Consider the following 13,710-nt stretch of genomic DNA (forward strand, 5'->3'; position numbering starts at 1 on the left):
ACGGCCACACCGACCATCGAAATCACCGGGGTCCACAGGTCACCTGCCACGTCCGAGTACTACCAGTACCTGTCCATGCACCGCTGCCGATCTTGCGAGACAAGCCTGCATGCCCAGATTCCGAGCCGGTTCGAGATCCCTGCCCTGGGAGGTGGGGGACGTGTCCGGCCGATCATGTGACCAGTCCGCGTCCGGCCGTTGAGGTGGGTAAGGGCGAGGAGCCTCCCACGCCGTCCGCGTTCGATCGCCGCACCGTGACGGGACGCCGCACACGGCGCAGCGGATCGGAAATCAGCAGCCCCTCTCTCAAGTTCAGCCCCGTCCGCAGCGATCGAGTGCAGCACGAACCTGGTCCAGGCCCTCTACCCTCCAGTGGTCCCGCTCGGGCATGTGGTCGTCTCGGCGCCAGCGCCAGGCGGAGAACATCGCCCAGTTCAGGGCGCGGCACCGGTGGATCAGGTCGCGGTCAGCCCCCGCGTAGTGCCGGCCCACTTCTTCGGGCGCATGGGCGAGGTCGAACTCGATCGGCCCACGGCAGCAGGTGGCGAGGTCTACGAAAAGCGGCCCTCTCCTCGTGTTCAGGAGATTGCCCGGGTGAGGCTCGCCGTGCAAAAGCTGTTCGCCGGCCTTGTCGTTGCTGGTCGCGGCGCTCAGTCCACCGAGTGTGTCGCTGAGGAGTGCGCGGTCGGGATCGGGCAGCTCGGGAGACCGCTCCTGGTCGTTCACCTCTCTCAGTGCCAAGGCGACTCGATCGGTGAAATGCGGTGCGTTCAGATCGATCTGCCGCAGGGCGGCATGGTGCCGCAGGAACACGTCCGCGTAGTCGGCCGGCGCGATCTCTGATCCCACAGGTTCGTAGTAGGTCCAGAGCGAGATGGCGAAGGCATCACGCACATGGACCCGGGGCTCGACCCGAGGCTCGAGCTCGGCCACCGGCGCGTCGACTTCGGCGAGACGGCGAGCAACTTCCACTTCGAACTCGGAATCAGCCAATTGCCCCGAAGGCGCGACCCGAGCCAGGACATCGCACGGGAGCAGACGGAGCGCGACGCGGTCCGAGTTGTGGATGACGATCGCATCGTCGACCTGAAGGCCCAGCTCCGAAGCGGTCGCCCGTCCTGCCTCGACTGCGCGGCGGAGTTCTGATGGCTTCATACCGTTACCGTTCTCCCTCACTGGTGAGTCACACAGGCCCGGGGACAGCAGCGACGGACCCGATGTCTTCGTGAACATCGTTCGGCGGCCGACCCCGGACCCGGCGATAAGCATCGCAAGCGGGATCTGCGCAGGCCTGGGTTTTATTCGGACGATCATGTGACTGGCTCGTGCCCGGCCTTCGAGTGCTCGGGGCCCGCATGCACGGCAGGCGGATCTGGGGTACTCCTCGGAGTACGGAATCGGTGTGCCTCGGCCTTCAGGGGCCCGCTTCCGCATGTCCGTCCATCCCGGCGTCGTACGAGACGGAGGCGTCTCCATGGAGCCAGTCGTCACGGTCGGCCTCGACGGCTCAGCCGAAAGCCTGGCCGCCGCCCACTGGGCCGCCGGCGAGGCCGAGCGCCGCAGGGCCGGTCTCAGGCTGCTCCACGCCTGGCCCATGCTGGCGCCCGAACCGACCCGCGTCCCCTCGGAGATCGACCAGAACCACTGGGCGACGCGGCTCGTGCACCAGGCACGGGCGGAACTCAAGGCCGGTCACCCGGGCCTCACCGTCGTCGGCAGCCTGGTCGCCGACGACGCGCAGAGCGCGCTGCTGAAGGCGGCGTCGGAGTCGGAGCTCACCGTGCTCGGCTCCCGCGGGCTGACCCCCGCCGAGAGCTACTTCCTCGGCTCCGTCAGCATGGCCGTGGTGGCAAGGGCCTCGCGGCCCGTGGTCCTGGTCCGCCCCGAGGCGCGTGGGAAAGAGCCGTCACCCGCTCGGGGCAACGTCGTGGTCGCCCTGAAACTGCACGGTCCGTGCGACGACGTGCTCGCGTTCGCGTTCGCCGCCGCCGCGGCGCGCGGCGGATGGCTCCGGGTCGTCCACGGCCGGAGCCTGCCGGTCCGTGCGCGCACCTCCTCGGGGGCGGACCACGAGGTCACACAGGAGATCACGGACGAGGCGGCGCAGCGGCTGAGGCAGATTCTCAGCCCCTGGCGCGAGCGGTTCCCGGGGGTAGAACTCTCCGATGCCGTGAGGTTGGAAAGCCCCGCCGAGGCCGTCGTGCGGGCCGCCGAGGGGGCCGGTCTCCTGGTCGTCGGCCGTCGCAGGCACCGCCCCCCACTCGCACCGCGCCTGGGCCCCGTGGCCCAGGCCGCCCTGCACCACGTCGGCTGTCCCGTCGCCGTCGTCCCCCATGACTGAGCCGGACCGGCGCGGGAGCCCCCACCGGTGCGGGAAGCGGCGTGGCCGTACCCCGGGACGACAGCGCCCCCACCCCTGCGGGTGGCAACACCCGCCAGGACCCTCGGAAGGAGAGCCCTCATGACCACCGGTTCCGTCCCGAACGAGCGCGGGAAACCGCGCGCCCTGAAACCCGGTGTGCCGATCCCGGCTCAGGCCTTCCGCGTTTTGGCCGGAAGCCATGAGGACATGCCAGGGCGCCCGACAGGCAGAAGCCGGCCGACGGCGGCGCCCGGCCGGCGCGCGAACCGCTGCCGTGCCAGGGCCTCCCGGACCGGCCGATGAAGATCTCCGAAGCAATGAGCAGTCCGGCGGTGTCCGTGCCCACCAGGACACCGCTGAGACAGGTAGCCCAGGAGATGGCCGCGTACGGGGTCGGTTCCGTGATGGTCACCGAGGGCGGATCCCTCCGTGGCATCGTCACCGACCGTGACCTCGCCGTGGGTGCTCTCGCCGGGGGACTCGACGTGGACGGGGCGGTGGACACGGTGATGACCTCGCCCGTGATCACGGTGAACGCCACCGACGACATCCACCGGGCCTACCGGATCTTCCGTACGGCGGGCATCCGCCGTCTGCCCGTGGTGGAAGGGTCACGGGTCGTGGGCGTCCTGACGGTGGACGACATGCTCATGGACGTGTTCCAGCGTCTGGCCGACCTGCTCGGCCCGGTCGCCTGGAGCGTTCTGGAGGAACCGCCCGGACCGCCGTCCAGAGGTACGCGCGGGCACGGGATGTGAGCGCGGGCAGGGAGGACCCCCGCCGTCCGCAACTCCGCCGGGGGCGCGGTGGGCGTCATGGCGGGTGGCCACCACCTCCGGCGCGGTATCCGGACGTCAGAGGAACATTGCGCTCACCGAGACGGTGGACACCGGTCGCCGGGGCTGGGTTCTGATCGTCTTCTCCGGGGTGTTCGCCCGCGCGCTCCGTGCGGGGAGCACGTCGCCCGGGATGTCCCTCGGGCCGGGCCGGACGTCTGTCCCGGTCTTCCGCGCACAGGCCGCCTTTTCCTTCTCGCTCATGGATGTCCGCCTTCCTTCACGGTGCGTGGTCACGTCCCGTCGCCGTACAGCTCCTCGGGTGACACGAGGAGCACCTCCCCGTCCGACGCGGCGTTCCTCAGTCCCGGACTGAATCCGGCTGCTCCGTAGCAGGCGAGGCGGGTCAGGCCGATGTCCTCACCGAGCTCGGCGAGGTCCACGAGAGAGCCGCGCAGCCGTTCGAGGTCGGCAGTGTCCAGGGGATCGGTCCACCTGGCCAGCCCGATCGACAGCAGCGGTCCCGGACGACCGTCGCCACGGCCGCGCACGACGACGTCGACGCCGGCGGGACGGCCGGAAGCACGGGGCAGCGAACCCGGAAGCACGGACGCCGGTGCGGCGCCGAAGGTCCCCGGAGGGGCGAACCGTGCCGCCCATTCCCGGCAGGTCTGCGCGAAGTGCGGTTCTGCCACGTCGCGTTCGAAGGTGGGGCGGGCGTCCTGCCAGGTCTCCTGGATCTCCCTGTCGTCCGCGTCCGCGAGCCGGAAGCGGTACGGACGGATGACGGCGTGGTCGAAGGCGAGCAGCGATTCCGTGATGCGGTAGTGGACGAGGCCGGGATGGAAGGCGTCGTGCTCACCGCGGATCAGGCCGCGTTCGGTGAGGTGGGAAAGGATGTGCGGCACGTCGGTGGCCGGCCGGTCGAGCCAGTCGGCTATCTCACCGGGCATGGTGCGGCCGGACGCGATGGCGGCCACGGTGGAGTGGCAGGCGGCGAGGTCCCAGGTGTCCGTCACGCCGTCCAGCAGGTGGGTCGCCTTCCAGAACAGGGGCAACCGCGGGTTGAGTACGTTCCGGCAGATCCAGGGATCGAAGTCGTCGGCGGTCGTGGGGGGTTGGTCCCCGGCAGGATCGAAGCGGAAGGCCGGACTGCTGCCGACGACGGCGTGCACCCGCAGCGCGAGCGGACGGTTCGCGATCCCCCACAGTTCCCTCGCCCGCCGGAAGTCCAGGGGGGCGACCTCCAGCACGTCGTCGACCCACGTGGTGGAGGCGCTGAGCAGTCTCTTCATCACCGGTGTCGTACTGCCGCAGAGTACGAGCCGAAGCGGGGCGGAGTCCGCCGGGCCGTGTCGCAGCGACCGGCACACGTCACTGATGGCGGCGGGGAGGCCGGGGCTCTGCCGCACGAGTTCGGGCAGTCCGTCGAGGACGAGCACCGTCGCCGGACCGCTGCCCGTCGCCGCCAGTGCGAGGAGCGCGTCTCTCCAGCCGGTCCAGTGGGGCGGCCGTGCCAGGTGCGCGTGGTGCGCGTACTGCCGGGCGAGGGACCGCAGCGTCTCCGCCTCGGCCGCTTGCTGCCCGCAGAAGTAGAACCCGCCCGTGGCACGGGCCAGCGCGCGCAGCAGGAACGACTTGCCATGACCGCGTGGGCCGGTGACGATACGGATCGCGGGTCCGGGACGCGGGTCGTCCACGAATGCCACCAGCCTGTCCCACTCGGCCTCTCGGTCGTGGAGCCGCTCGGGCCGGGCGACAGGCGTCATGAGAACTCCCACCGTGCTCTCCTCCTTCCAGGGCACCTCTGGTGTCTGTGGAGGACCGAAGACGTGGTCGGATCAGGGCATATCATCCCGTTCCACTGTACGAGCCGGGACGGGGCCCGTGAGGGCCCGACCGGGCCCTCGATGGTCCCGTTCGGTCCCTCCCCGAGCACCGCCGGGCCGCTCCCCCGGGGCGGACGGCCGGAGGGTCGCCCTCCGGCAAGCGGCCGAGCCTCGGCACCTGCCCCTGGGAGCTCAAGAGGCGGGCCGATGCGCAGACACGTGCACGAGCGCGAAGGAGAGCTCCCGCGCCGGTGGGAGTCAGGGGGGCGTCAGCCGGGGCCACGTGCGTGACGACCCGCACGGGGCGGTGCGGTGGGCACCCCGGACCCTCATCCGCATCCGCCCGGATACGTTCGACCGGTCGCGGGCCGGAGGGCGGTGGACAACACTGACGGACATGACCACCGCACCCGAGTCCTCGCCACGCGGCGACGCCGTCCGCGTGCTCGTAGCCTTCGCAGGTGTCCACGGCTCGACCCGGAGCATCGCCGAGCACATCGCCGGGCGCCTGGAGGAGCGGGGCCGCGTCCGGACCGACGTACTCCCCGTGGAGGCCGTGGGTGATCCGGGCGCCTACGACATGTTCGTGGTGGGCAGTGCCGTTCACGACATGGCCTGGCTTCCCGAGGCGCGGACGTTCGTGCTCCGGGAAGCGGAGCTCCTTGAGCGGCGCGATCTGTGGCTCTTCAGTGTGGGAATGCCCGGTGCCCTGCGCGGTCCGTGGAAAGCACTGATCTCCCAGGAGTCGGACCATGTGGTCGGCGATCTGATCGAGCGGCTGCGTCCACGCGATCACCGTCTGTTCTCCGGCGTGATCGCACCCGAGCACCTGTCGACCACCGGGCGCATGAGGCTCCGGGCGATGGGCCTGCGCTACGGCGACTACCGTGACTGGCCCTCGGTCGACGCCTGGGCCGAGGAGATCGGCCGTGTCGTACGCGACCGCCCCGGGGAGGCCGGGGACCCGTCGGCGGGTGGGCCGGGGCGCAGCGCCGGCCCGTGAGGCAGACCATCGTCGTGGCGGTCCTGCTGCCGGACCGGCGCCCGTCCCTCACCTCGCGTCGCCCGGAGGTTCGCCGACACCGGCTCGTACCGCTTCGCTGCCGCCTCCCCCACCCTGCTCCCACGCCCGCGCCGCAGGCGAATCCGCTCCCTCAGCGGTCCGCCGTCCTTGCGGGGACGTGTCGGGGGGTGGTTGTCCCGGGTGCACCGTCCCGGATCTCGCGGTCCCGGTGCCGCAGGCGCACGCGCACAGTGGTGCCGGGATGCGGTTGCATACCACTGCCGCCACGATGAGGTCATGATTCCCGTGGGTCCTGCGGACCGTTTCGATGCGTTTCGGGCCCTTGCCGCCCGGGGAGGGCGGCCGGGAGACCGGCTGATCGAACTGCTGGCCGAGGCCCGGGCCGGGACGGGGGACAGTCCCGGGACGTGGGCTCCGGCGGTCGCCGCCGGAGTGGGCCTGCCCGCTGCCGCCGCCCTCGGGCCGGCCCGTTACTACGCGGACCTGGAAGCCCCGCACGGCCGCCGTCACGTCCGGGTCTGCACGGCGACGGCGTGCTTCGCCGCGCAGGGCGGCCGGCACCTGACCGATGTCGAGCACGCGCTGGGCGTCACGGCGGACACGGTCTCGCCGGACGGAGAGACGTCGGTGCAGACCGTGCGCTGTCTCGGGTACTGCTACGCGGGTCCTGCGGCGCTCGACGGCGACACACCCTGCACCGGCCCGGCACTGGCCGGTCAGCTCGCGGGACGCGAGCCTCCGCGGGCGGCGGAGATCCCCGCAGCCGACGACACCGGTGACCCCGTGCTGCTGGCAGGCGTGTCGGCCGGTGAGCCGGCGTGGCAGGTGTGGCCGCCAACGGTGACGACGGGCTCTCCTGACGAGGTGTGGAGGGAGGTGGCCGCGTCCGGGCTGCGGGGCCGGGGTGGCGCCGGATTCCGGGTGGCCGCGAAGTGGGAGGCGGCCGGCCGGGCGCCCGGCACCGTCGTCGTGGTCAACGGGGACGAGGGGGATCCCGGGTCCTACGCCGACCGGCTGCTGATGGAGGCGGACCCGGAGCGGGTGCTGGAGGGCCTGGCTCTGGCCTGCTTCGCGTGCGGGGCCCGGCAGGGCGTGGTGCTGGTGCGGTCGGAGTACCCGCGGGCGCTGGCGCACCTGCGGGAGGCGGTCGCGCGTGCCTACGCGGACGGGCACTTCGGCCCGGCGGTGCACGGTACGTCCACGGCCCTGGACGTGCGGGTGGTGGAGGGCGCCGGGTCGTACGTCGCCGGGGAGGAGACGGCCCTGATCGCGGGCCTGGAGGGGGACCGGGGCTGCGCGCGGCCGCGTCCGCCCTACCCGACCCGGCGGGGGCTGTGGGACGCGCCGACGGTGGTCAACAACGTGGAGACCCTGTCGGCCGTCCCGTGGATCGTCTCCCGGGGAGGTGCGGCGTACGCCCGACGCGGGACACCCGGCGAGACCGGGACGAAACTGGTGTGCCTCTCGGAGCGGTTCGCCCGGCCCGGCGCGTACGAAGTAGAGCTCGGCACCCCCGTCGCCCGGATCGTCACCGAGCTCGGCGGAGGCCTGAAGGACGGCGCGCAGCCGGTCGTGGTCCAGATCGGCGGGCCGCTGGGCGGCTTCCTCGCCCGCGACGCCCTGGACGTTCCGCTCACCACGGCCGACCTCGCCGCCCGGGGGGCCGCCCTCGGCCACGCCGGCCTGGTCGCCTTCGACCGCAGCGTGGCTCCGGAGGATGTCCTGCGGCACATCTGGCAGTTCGCCGCCGCGGAGAGCTGCGGCGCGTGTTCGCCCTGCCGTGTGGGTTCGCGCCGGGGTCTCGAGCTCGCTGCCGCCGGCACCCCGCCGGGGGAAGAGTGGCAGCGGCTGTCGCGTGTGCTGGCCGAGGCGAGCCTGTGCGCCTTCGGACGGCGCATTCCCCCTGCCGTACGCAGTCTCGCCCGCGCCTACGGGGACCGGCCGGCGGGGTGGGCCTCATGAGCGGGATCGAGATCGAGGTGGACGGCTCGGGCGTGGTGGTGCCGGAGGGAACCTCGCTGCTGGCGGCGGTGCGGGCGGCCGGAGCCGAGCTGCCCGCGCTCTGCTCCGACGACCGGCTCAGCCCGGCCGGATCGTGCCGTACCTGCCTGGTACGGGCCGACGGGAGGATCGAGGCCGGGTGCGTGACCCCGGCCGCGTCCGGTGTCCGTGTCGAGACCGCCACCGACGATCTCCGGCAGCTGCGCCGGGAGGCGGTGGAGGTGATCGTCTCCGCGCTGCCGTCCCGTGCCCTCGCCGACGACAGCCCCAGCGAGCTGGCGCGTGTCTGCCGGTCGATGGGGATCGGCCCCGACGCGGCCCACGGCGCCGGGGGCCGGGGCGGGGACGACTCCCACCCGTACGTCCACCTCGACCGGGACCTGTGCATCGCCTGCGGCCGATGTGTCCGTATGTGTGCCGAGGTACAGGGCACCTTCGCCCTCACCCTGGTCGGGCGGGGTGCCGACACCGTCGTCGCCCCGGGTACGGGTGGACCCTGGGCCGAGTCGGACTGTGTGGCATGCGGCGGCTGCGTCGACACGTGTCCCACCGGGGCGATCACCGAGCCCGGTCCCGCGCGCGGGCTCACGTCCGGGATGCGCCCGGCGGCGGCCCGGACGCGCACCACGTGCGGCTACTGCGGCGTCGGGTGCGCGCTGGACGTGGTCACCCGCGACGGCGAGGTCACGGCGGTACTGCCCGCCAGGGACGGCCCGGTCAACCAGGGGCACGCATGCGTCAAAGGGCGCTTCGCCCACGGCTTCCGCACCTCCCCCGAACGGCTCACCCGGCCCCTCGTACGACGCGACGGCGCCCTGGAGCCGGTCGGCTGGGACGAAGCACTCGGCCATGTCGCCCGGGGGCTGCGCGCGGCCGTCGACGCCGGCGGGCCGGACGCCGTGGCAGCCATCTCCTCGGCCCGTGCCACCGACGAGGAGAACTACCTCGTCCAGAAGTTCATGCGGGTCGTCATCGGCACGAACAACGTCGACAACTGCTCGCGCCTCTGCCACTCCCCGTCCGCGGCCGGTCTGACCGCCTCCTTCGGCCTCTCCGGCGGTACCGACAGCTTCGACGACGTCGAGCGGGCCGACTGCCTGCTGGTGGTCGGGGCCAACCCCGCCGAAGCGCACCCGGTGGTCGGAGCGCGACTGCTGAGACGCGTGCTGCACGGGGCGAAGCTGGTCGTCGCCGATCCCCGTGCCGTCGGGCTCGCCCTGCACGCCGACGTGCATCTGCGGCCCCGCCCCGGCACCAACGTCGCCCTCTTCCACGGGCTCGCCCACATCCTGCTCTCCGAAGGGCTGGCCGACGAGGGGTTCCTGCGCGAGCGTGCCACCGGTCTGCCGGAACTCACCGAGCTGCTGGACGACTACCCGCCCCACCGGGTCGCGGACATCACCGGAGTGCCCGCCGCGGACCTGGTCGCCGCCGCCCGGCTCTACGGCCGCGCCGCACGCCCGGCGATCGTCTACGGCCTGGGCGTCACCGAACACCTGCACGGCACGGACGGGGTGCGGTCCCTGGCCAACCTGGCGATCCTCCGGGGCGCCGTGGGCACAGACCGCGGATACGGGGTCAATCCGCTGCGTGGCCAGAACAACGTCCAGGGCGCCTCCGACATGGGCGCACTGCCCGACCTCCTGCCCGGCTACGGCAACGTCACCGACCCGGCCGCACGGTCCCGGGCCGAGGCGGTGTGGGGCGTACCCGTTCCGGACCGGCCGGGCCTGCGGATCCCGGACATGTTCGCCGCCGCCAGGTCCGGGGATCTGCGGGCCCTGTGGGTCATCGGCGAGGACGTCTGCGCCACCGACCCTGACGCGAACCGCGTGGCCCAGGCGCTGGACGCCTGCCCCCTCGTCGTGTGCAACGAGCTGTTCCTGTCCGAGACCGCCCGCCACGCGGACGTGGTACTGCCGGTCGCGTCCTGGCTGGAGAAGGACGGCACCTTCGTCAACTTCGACCGCCGGTTCCAGCGGGTCCGCCCCGCCGTCCCCCCGCCGGGGGAAGCGCGTACCGACTTCGACGTCATCAACGCCGCCGCCTGGGCCATGGGCGTCGACCTCGGCTGCCCGGCCCCGGCCGACGCACTCGCCGAGTGCGCACGGATCGCGCCCGCCTTCGCCGGTCTCTCCCACGACCGGCTGGACCGCGAAGGTGCCGTCCCGTGGCCCTGCCCGGACCCCGACCGCCCAGGCGAAGCCACGCTGTACGCGGAGAGGTTCGCCACGCCGGACGGGCGGGCCCACCTTGCCGCGCCCCCCTACCTCCCGCCCGGCGAACAACCCGACGACGACTATCCGCTGGTGCTGGTCACCGGCCGGCGCTGGGCCCACTACAACTCCGGCAGCATGACCCGCCGCGGCGGCGACCTCGCGCTCGATCCGGTCGACTTCCTCGACCTCCACCCCCACGACGCCGCCCGGTACGGCCTGCCGGACGGCGCCGAGGTCACCGTGGAGAGCCGTCACGGACGAGCCCGACTCGTCGCCCGGATCAGCGAACAGACGGCCCCCGGCCAGGTCTTCTGTTCCTTCCACTTCCCCGCGAGCGGAGTGAACCGGCTGACCTCCGACCACGCGGACACGGTCACGTCCTGCCCCGAGTACAAGGTCACCGCGGTACGCGTCGCCGCGCCGTGACGCCGGGACCGGCCGGCACCCGGATCCGGACCCGTTCGGCCCTTGCACCCGCCGGACGGCAGGAGTGCCATGGAAGTGAGCCGAGGCGATGGTGCGGCCGAGCGAGGCCGAGCCGGCCGCGGTGCGTGCCGGGAGCCGTACTCGGCGGCTCCGCAGGCAGCGCAAGGTGTCAGGAGGAGCGCCTATGGGCCGGGAGACCATCCGTGGGGACGCCGCACCGGACGTCGCACCGAACCTCGCGGACTACGACCGGGCTCGTTCCGAGTTCACGTGGTCGCAGGCGCGCGCCGCGTTGGCCGGCCTGCCGGGCGGCGGGCTGAACATGGCGTACGAGGCCGTCGACCGGCACGCGGTTTCGGACCATGGCGACAAGGTCGCCTTGCAGTGCGTGGCCCGCGACAACGCCGTCTCGGCCGTCACCTACGACGAGCTGGCACGCCGAACAGCCCGCTTCGCCAACGTGCTGGGCTCGCTCGGCGTCGGCCGGGGGGACCGGGTGTTCACCCTGCTCGGCCGCTGCCCCGAGCTGTACACCGCGGTGCTGGGCACGTTGAAGAACACCAGCGTGCTGTGCCCGCTGTTCCCCGCGTTCGGGCCCGATCCGGTCGAGCAGCGGCTGCGCCTCGGCGACGCACGGGTCCTGGTCACCACCGCGGCCCTGTACCGGCGGAAGGTGGCCGCCCGCAGGGCGTCGCTGCCCGGGCTCGAGCAGGTGCTCATCGTCGGCCCGGGTGCCGGGGAGCTGCCCGGCACGGCCTCCTTCGACGAGCTGATGTCCGCCGCCCCGGACACTTTCACGATCCCGCCGACCTCGCCCGAGGACATGGCCCTGCTGCACTTCACCAGCGGCACCACCGGCACCCCCAAAGGTGCTGTCCACGTCCACGAGGCGGTGGTCGCCCACTACGCCACGGCTGCGTACGCACTCGACCTGCACCCCGGGGACACGTACTGGTGCACCGCCGATCCCGGCTGGGTCACCGGCATGTCGTACGGCGTCATCGCCCCGCTCACCCACGGCGTGACCGTGGTCGTCGACGAGGGCGACTACGATGCCCGGCGCTGGTACCGGATCCTCGGCGAGCAACGGGTCAGTGTCTGGTACACCGCGCCCACGGCCCTGCGGATGCTGATGCGCTCCACCCCCCGCGAGGGCCCGTACGACCTGCCGCGTGCGTACGACCTGTCCGCCCTGCGCTTCGTCGCCTCCGTCGGCGAGCCCCTCAACCCCGAGGCGGTGCTGTGGGGCGAGGACGTGCTGGGTCTGCCGGTGCACGACAACTGGTGGCAGACGGAGACCGGCAGCATCATGATCGCGAACTTCCCGGCCTGCGCCATCCGGCCCGGCTCGATGGGCCGCCCGCTGCCAGGTGTCGAGGCGGGGGTGCTGCGGCGGGGCGAGGACGGCCGGGTACTGATCACCGACGGCCGGGTCGCCGAGGTGGAGAGCCCGGAGGAGGAAGGTGAGTTGGCGCTGCGGCCGGGCTGGCCGTCGATGTTCCGCGGCTACCTGCACGACAGGCAACGGTACGAGGCCACCTTCGCCGACGGCTGGTATCTGACCGGTGACCTGGTCCGGCGGGACGCGGACGGCTGGTACTGGTTCGTGGGCCGCGCCGACGACGTCATCAAGTCCGCCGGGCACCTGATCGGCCCGTTCGAGGTGGAGAGCGCGCTGATGGAGCACGCGGCGGTCGCGGAGGCCGGAGTGATCGGCCGGCCGGACCCCGTCGCCGGGAACATCGTCAAGGCCTTCGTGTCACTGCGCCCCGGCATCGAGCCGAGCCCGGATCTGGAACGGGAGCTGCTGGCCTTCTCCCGCCGCAGACTGGGGCCGGCCGTCGCGCCCCGGGAGATCGCTTTCGACCAGAACCTGCCCAGGACCCGGAGTGGCAAGGTCATGCGCCGGCTCCTGCGTGCCCGCGAACTCGGACTGCCCGAAGGCGATGTGTCCACCTTGGAGGGATCCGCATGAGCACAGCCCGCGCTCCCGGTACCCGCAGTGCGGCCACGACCGGGAAATCCGCGAAGAAGGCCGCGACGAAGAAGCGGAGCGCGAACGCCGGGCGTCCCGCCGACCGGCCGGACCCCGGGCGCGGAGCGCGCAGAGCGGGTCTGCTGACGGCGATGCTGCGCATCCGGCGCTTCGAGGAACGGTGCGTGGAGCTGTACAGCGCCGCGAAGATCCGCGGCTTCGTCCACCTGTACATCGGTGAGGAGGCCGTCGCCGTCGGAGTCAACGAGGCACTGACCCCCGAGGACGCGGTCGTCTCCACCTACCGTGAGCACGGCCACGCGCTGGCCCGCGGCATCCCGGCCGAGGCCGTCATGGCCGAGATGCACGGCAGGACGACCGGCTGCAGCGGGGGCCGCGGCGGGTCGATGCACCTGTTCGACGCGAGCCGCCGCTTCTACGGCGGCAACGCGATCGTCGCCGGCGGTCTCCCTCTGGCCGCGGGGCTCGCCCTCGCCGACCGCATGCGCGGGCAGGAGCACGTCACCTGCTGCTTCTTCGGCGACGGGGCCTTCGCGGAGGGCGAGTTCCACGAGACGGCGAACCTCGCGGCCCTGTGGAAGCTGCCCCTCCTGCTGGTGTGCGAGAACAACCTCTACGCCATGGGCACGGGCATCGAACGGCACGAGGCGCAGACCGACCTGGCCATGCGGGCCGCGTCCTACGGCATGGTGGCCTGGGCCGTGGACGGCATGGACGTGGAAGCCGTCGAGCACGCCGCCCGCCGGGCCACCGAAGCCGTACGGGCCGGTGCGGGACCGCACTTCCTGGAGTTGCGCACCTACCGCTTCCGTGCCCACTCCATGTACGACCCGGACCGCTACCGGGACAGGACGGAGATCGAGCAGTGGAAGGGCCGGGACCCGATCGGCCGGCTGACGGAGCGCATGCGCGAGAACGGCGAGCTGGACGACAACGCGCTCGCCGGGATGGAGCGCCAGGTCACCGACGAGATCGACCGTGCCGTCGACGCGGCCGCACAGGCGCCCGAGGAACCGGTCGAGAACCTGCTCCGTCACGTCACCAGTTCCTCGGGCGCCTCGGCGGAGGTGAGCTGAC

The 13,710-nt window shown here is 72.5% G+C and carries 10 protein-coding genes; 7 read left to right on the top strand and 3 right to left on the bottom strand.

Annotated elements, in window-relative coordinates; genetic code table 11:
- Positions 1-312 precede the first annotated feature (312 nt).
- Complete coding sequence (locus ACH4VO_RS11825; RefSeq protein WP_360988001.1) at positions 313-1,155, bottom strand: phosphotransferase; 843 nt, start codon at positions 1,153-1,155, stop codon at positions 313-315.
- 319 nt (positions 1,156-1,474) lie between these two features.
- Between ACH4VO_RS11825 and ACH4VO_RS11830 the strand changes: the two genes are divergently transcribed.
- Together ACH4VO_RS11830 and ACH4VO_RS11835 are read left to right on the top strand one after the other, a co-directional pair.
- A complete protein-coding gene (locus ACH4VO_RS11830; RefSeq protein ID WP_360988003.1) occupies positions 1,475-2,341 on the top strand; it encodes a universal stress protein in 867 nt (288 codons plus the stop codon).
- A gap of 320 nt (positions 2,342-2,661) precedes the next feature.
- On the top strand, positions 2,662-3,120 hold the full coding sequence (locus tag ACH4VO_RS11835; protein ID WP_360988005.1) for a CBS domain-containing protein: 459 nt from the start codon (positions 2,662-2,664) through the stop codon (positions 3,118-3,120).
- A gap of 96 nt (positions 3,121-3,216) precedes the next feature.
- On the opposite strand, the gene ACH4VO_RS11840 is transcribed toward ACH4VO_RS11835, so the two are convergent.
- On the bottom strand, positions 3,217-3,402 hold the full coding sequence (locus ACH4VO_RS11840; RefSeq protein ID WP_360988007.1) for a hypothetical protein: 186 nt from the start codon (positions 3,400-3,402) through the stop codon (positions 3,217-3,219).
- 29 nt (positions 3,403-3,431) lie between these two features.
- A complete protein-coding gene (locus ACH4VO_RS11845; protein ID WP_360988009.1) occupies positions 3,432-4,907 on the bottom strand; it encodes an ArsR family transcriptional regulator in 1,476 nt (491 codons plus the stop codon).
- A 457-nt stretch (positions 4,908-5,364) separates the two neighbouring features.
- Here ACH4VO_RS11845 and ACH4VO_RS11850 point away from each other — a divergent pair, with 457 nt between their 5' ends.
- The 5 genes from ACH4VO_RS11850 to pdhA all read left to right on the top strand — a co-directional run bounded on the left by ACH4VO_RS11850 (position 5,365) and on the right by pdhA (position 13,709).
- Entirely contained in the window at positions 5,365-5,970 is a 606-nt protein-coding gene (locus ACH4VO_RS11850; protein ID WP_360988011.1) for a flavodoxin domain-containing protein, read from the top strand.
- 297 nt (positions 5,971-6,267) lie between these two features.
- On the top strand, positions 6,268-7,953 hold the full coding sequence (locus ACH4VO_RS11855; protein ID WP_360988013.1) for an NAD(P)H-dependent oxidoreductase subunit E: 1,686 nt from the start codon (positions 6,268-6,270) through the stop codon (positions 7,951-7,953).
- Positions 7,950-10,637 carry a formate dehydrogenase subunit alpha gene (gene fdhF, locus ACH4VO_RS11860; RefSeq protein WP_360988015.1) on the top strand — a complete coding sequence of 896 codons (2,688 nt, stop codon included), beginning with the start codon at positions 7,950-7,952 and terminating at the stop codon, positions 10,635-10,637. Before ACH4VO_RS11855 ends, fdhF begins: the two co-directional genes overlap by 4 nt.
- Before the next feature lie 184 nt (positions 10,638-10,821).
- On the top strand, positions 10,822-12,612 hold the full coding sequence (gene acsA / locus ACH4VO_RS11865; RefSeq protein ID WP_360988017.1) for an acetate--CoA ligase: 1,791 nt from the start codon (positions 10,822-10,824) through the stop codon (positions 12,610-12,612).
- Entirely contained in the window at positions 12,609-13,709 is a 1,101-nt protein-coding gene (pdhA, locus tag ACH4VO_RS11870) for a pyruvate dehydrogenase (acetyl-transferring) E1 component subunit alpha (protein WP_360988019.1), read from the top strand. The genes acsA and pdhA overlap by 4 nt, the downstream gene beginning before the upstream one ends.
- The last annotated feature ends 1 nt before the right edge of the window (position 13,710 follow it).

The organism is Streptomyces sp. NPDC020780, assembly GCF_044334475.1.
Lineage (GTDB): Bacteria > Actinomycetota > Actinomycetes > Streptomycetales > Streptomycetaceae > Streptomyces.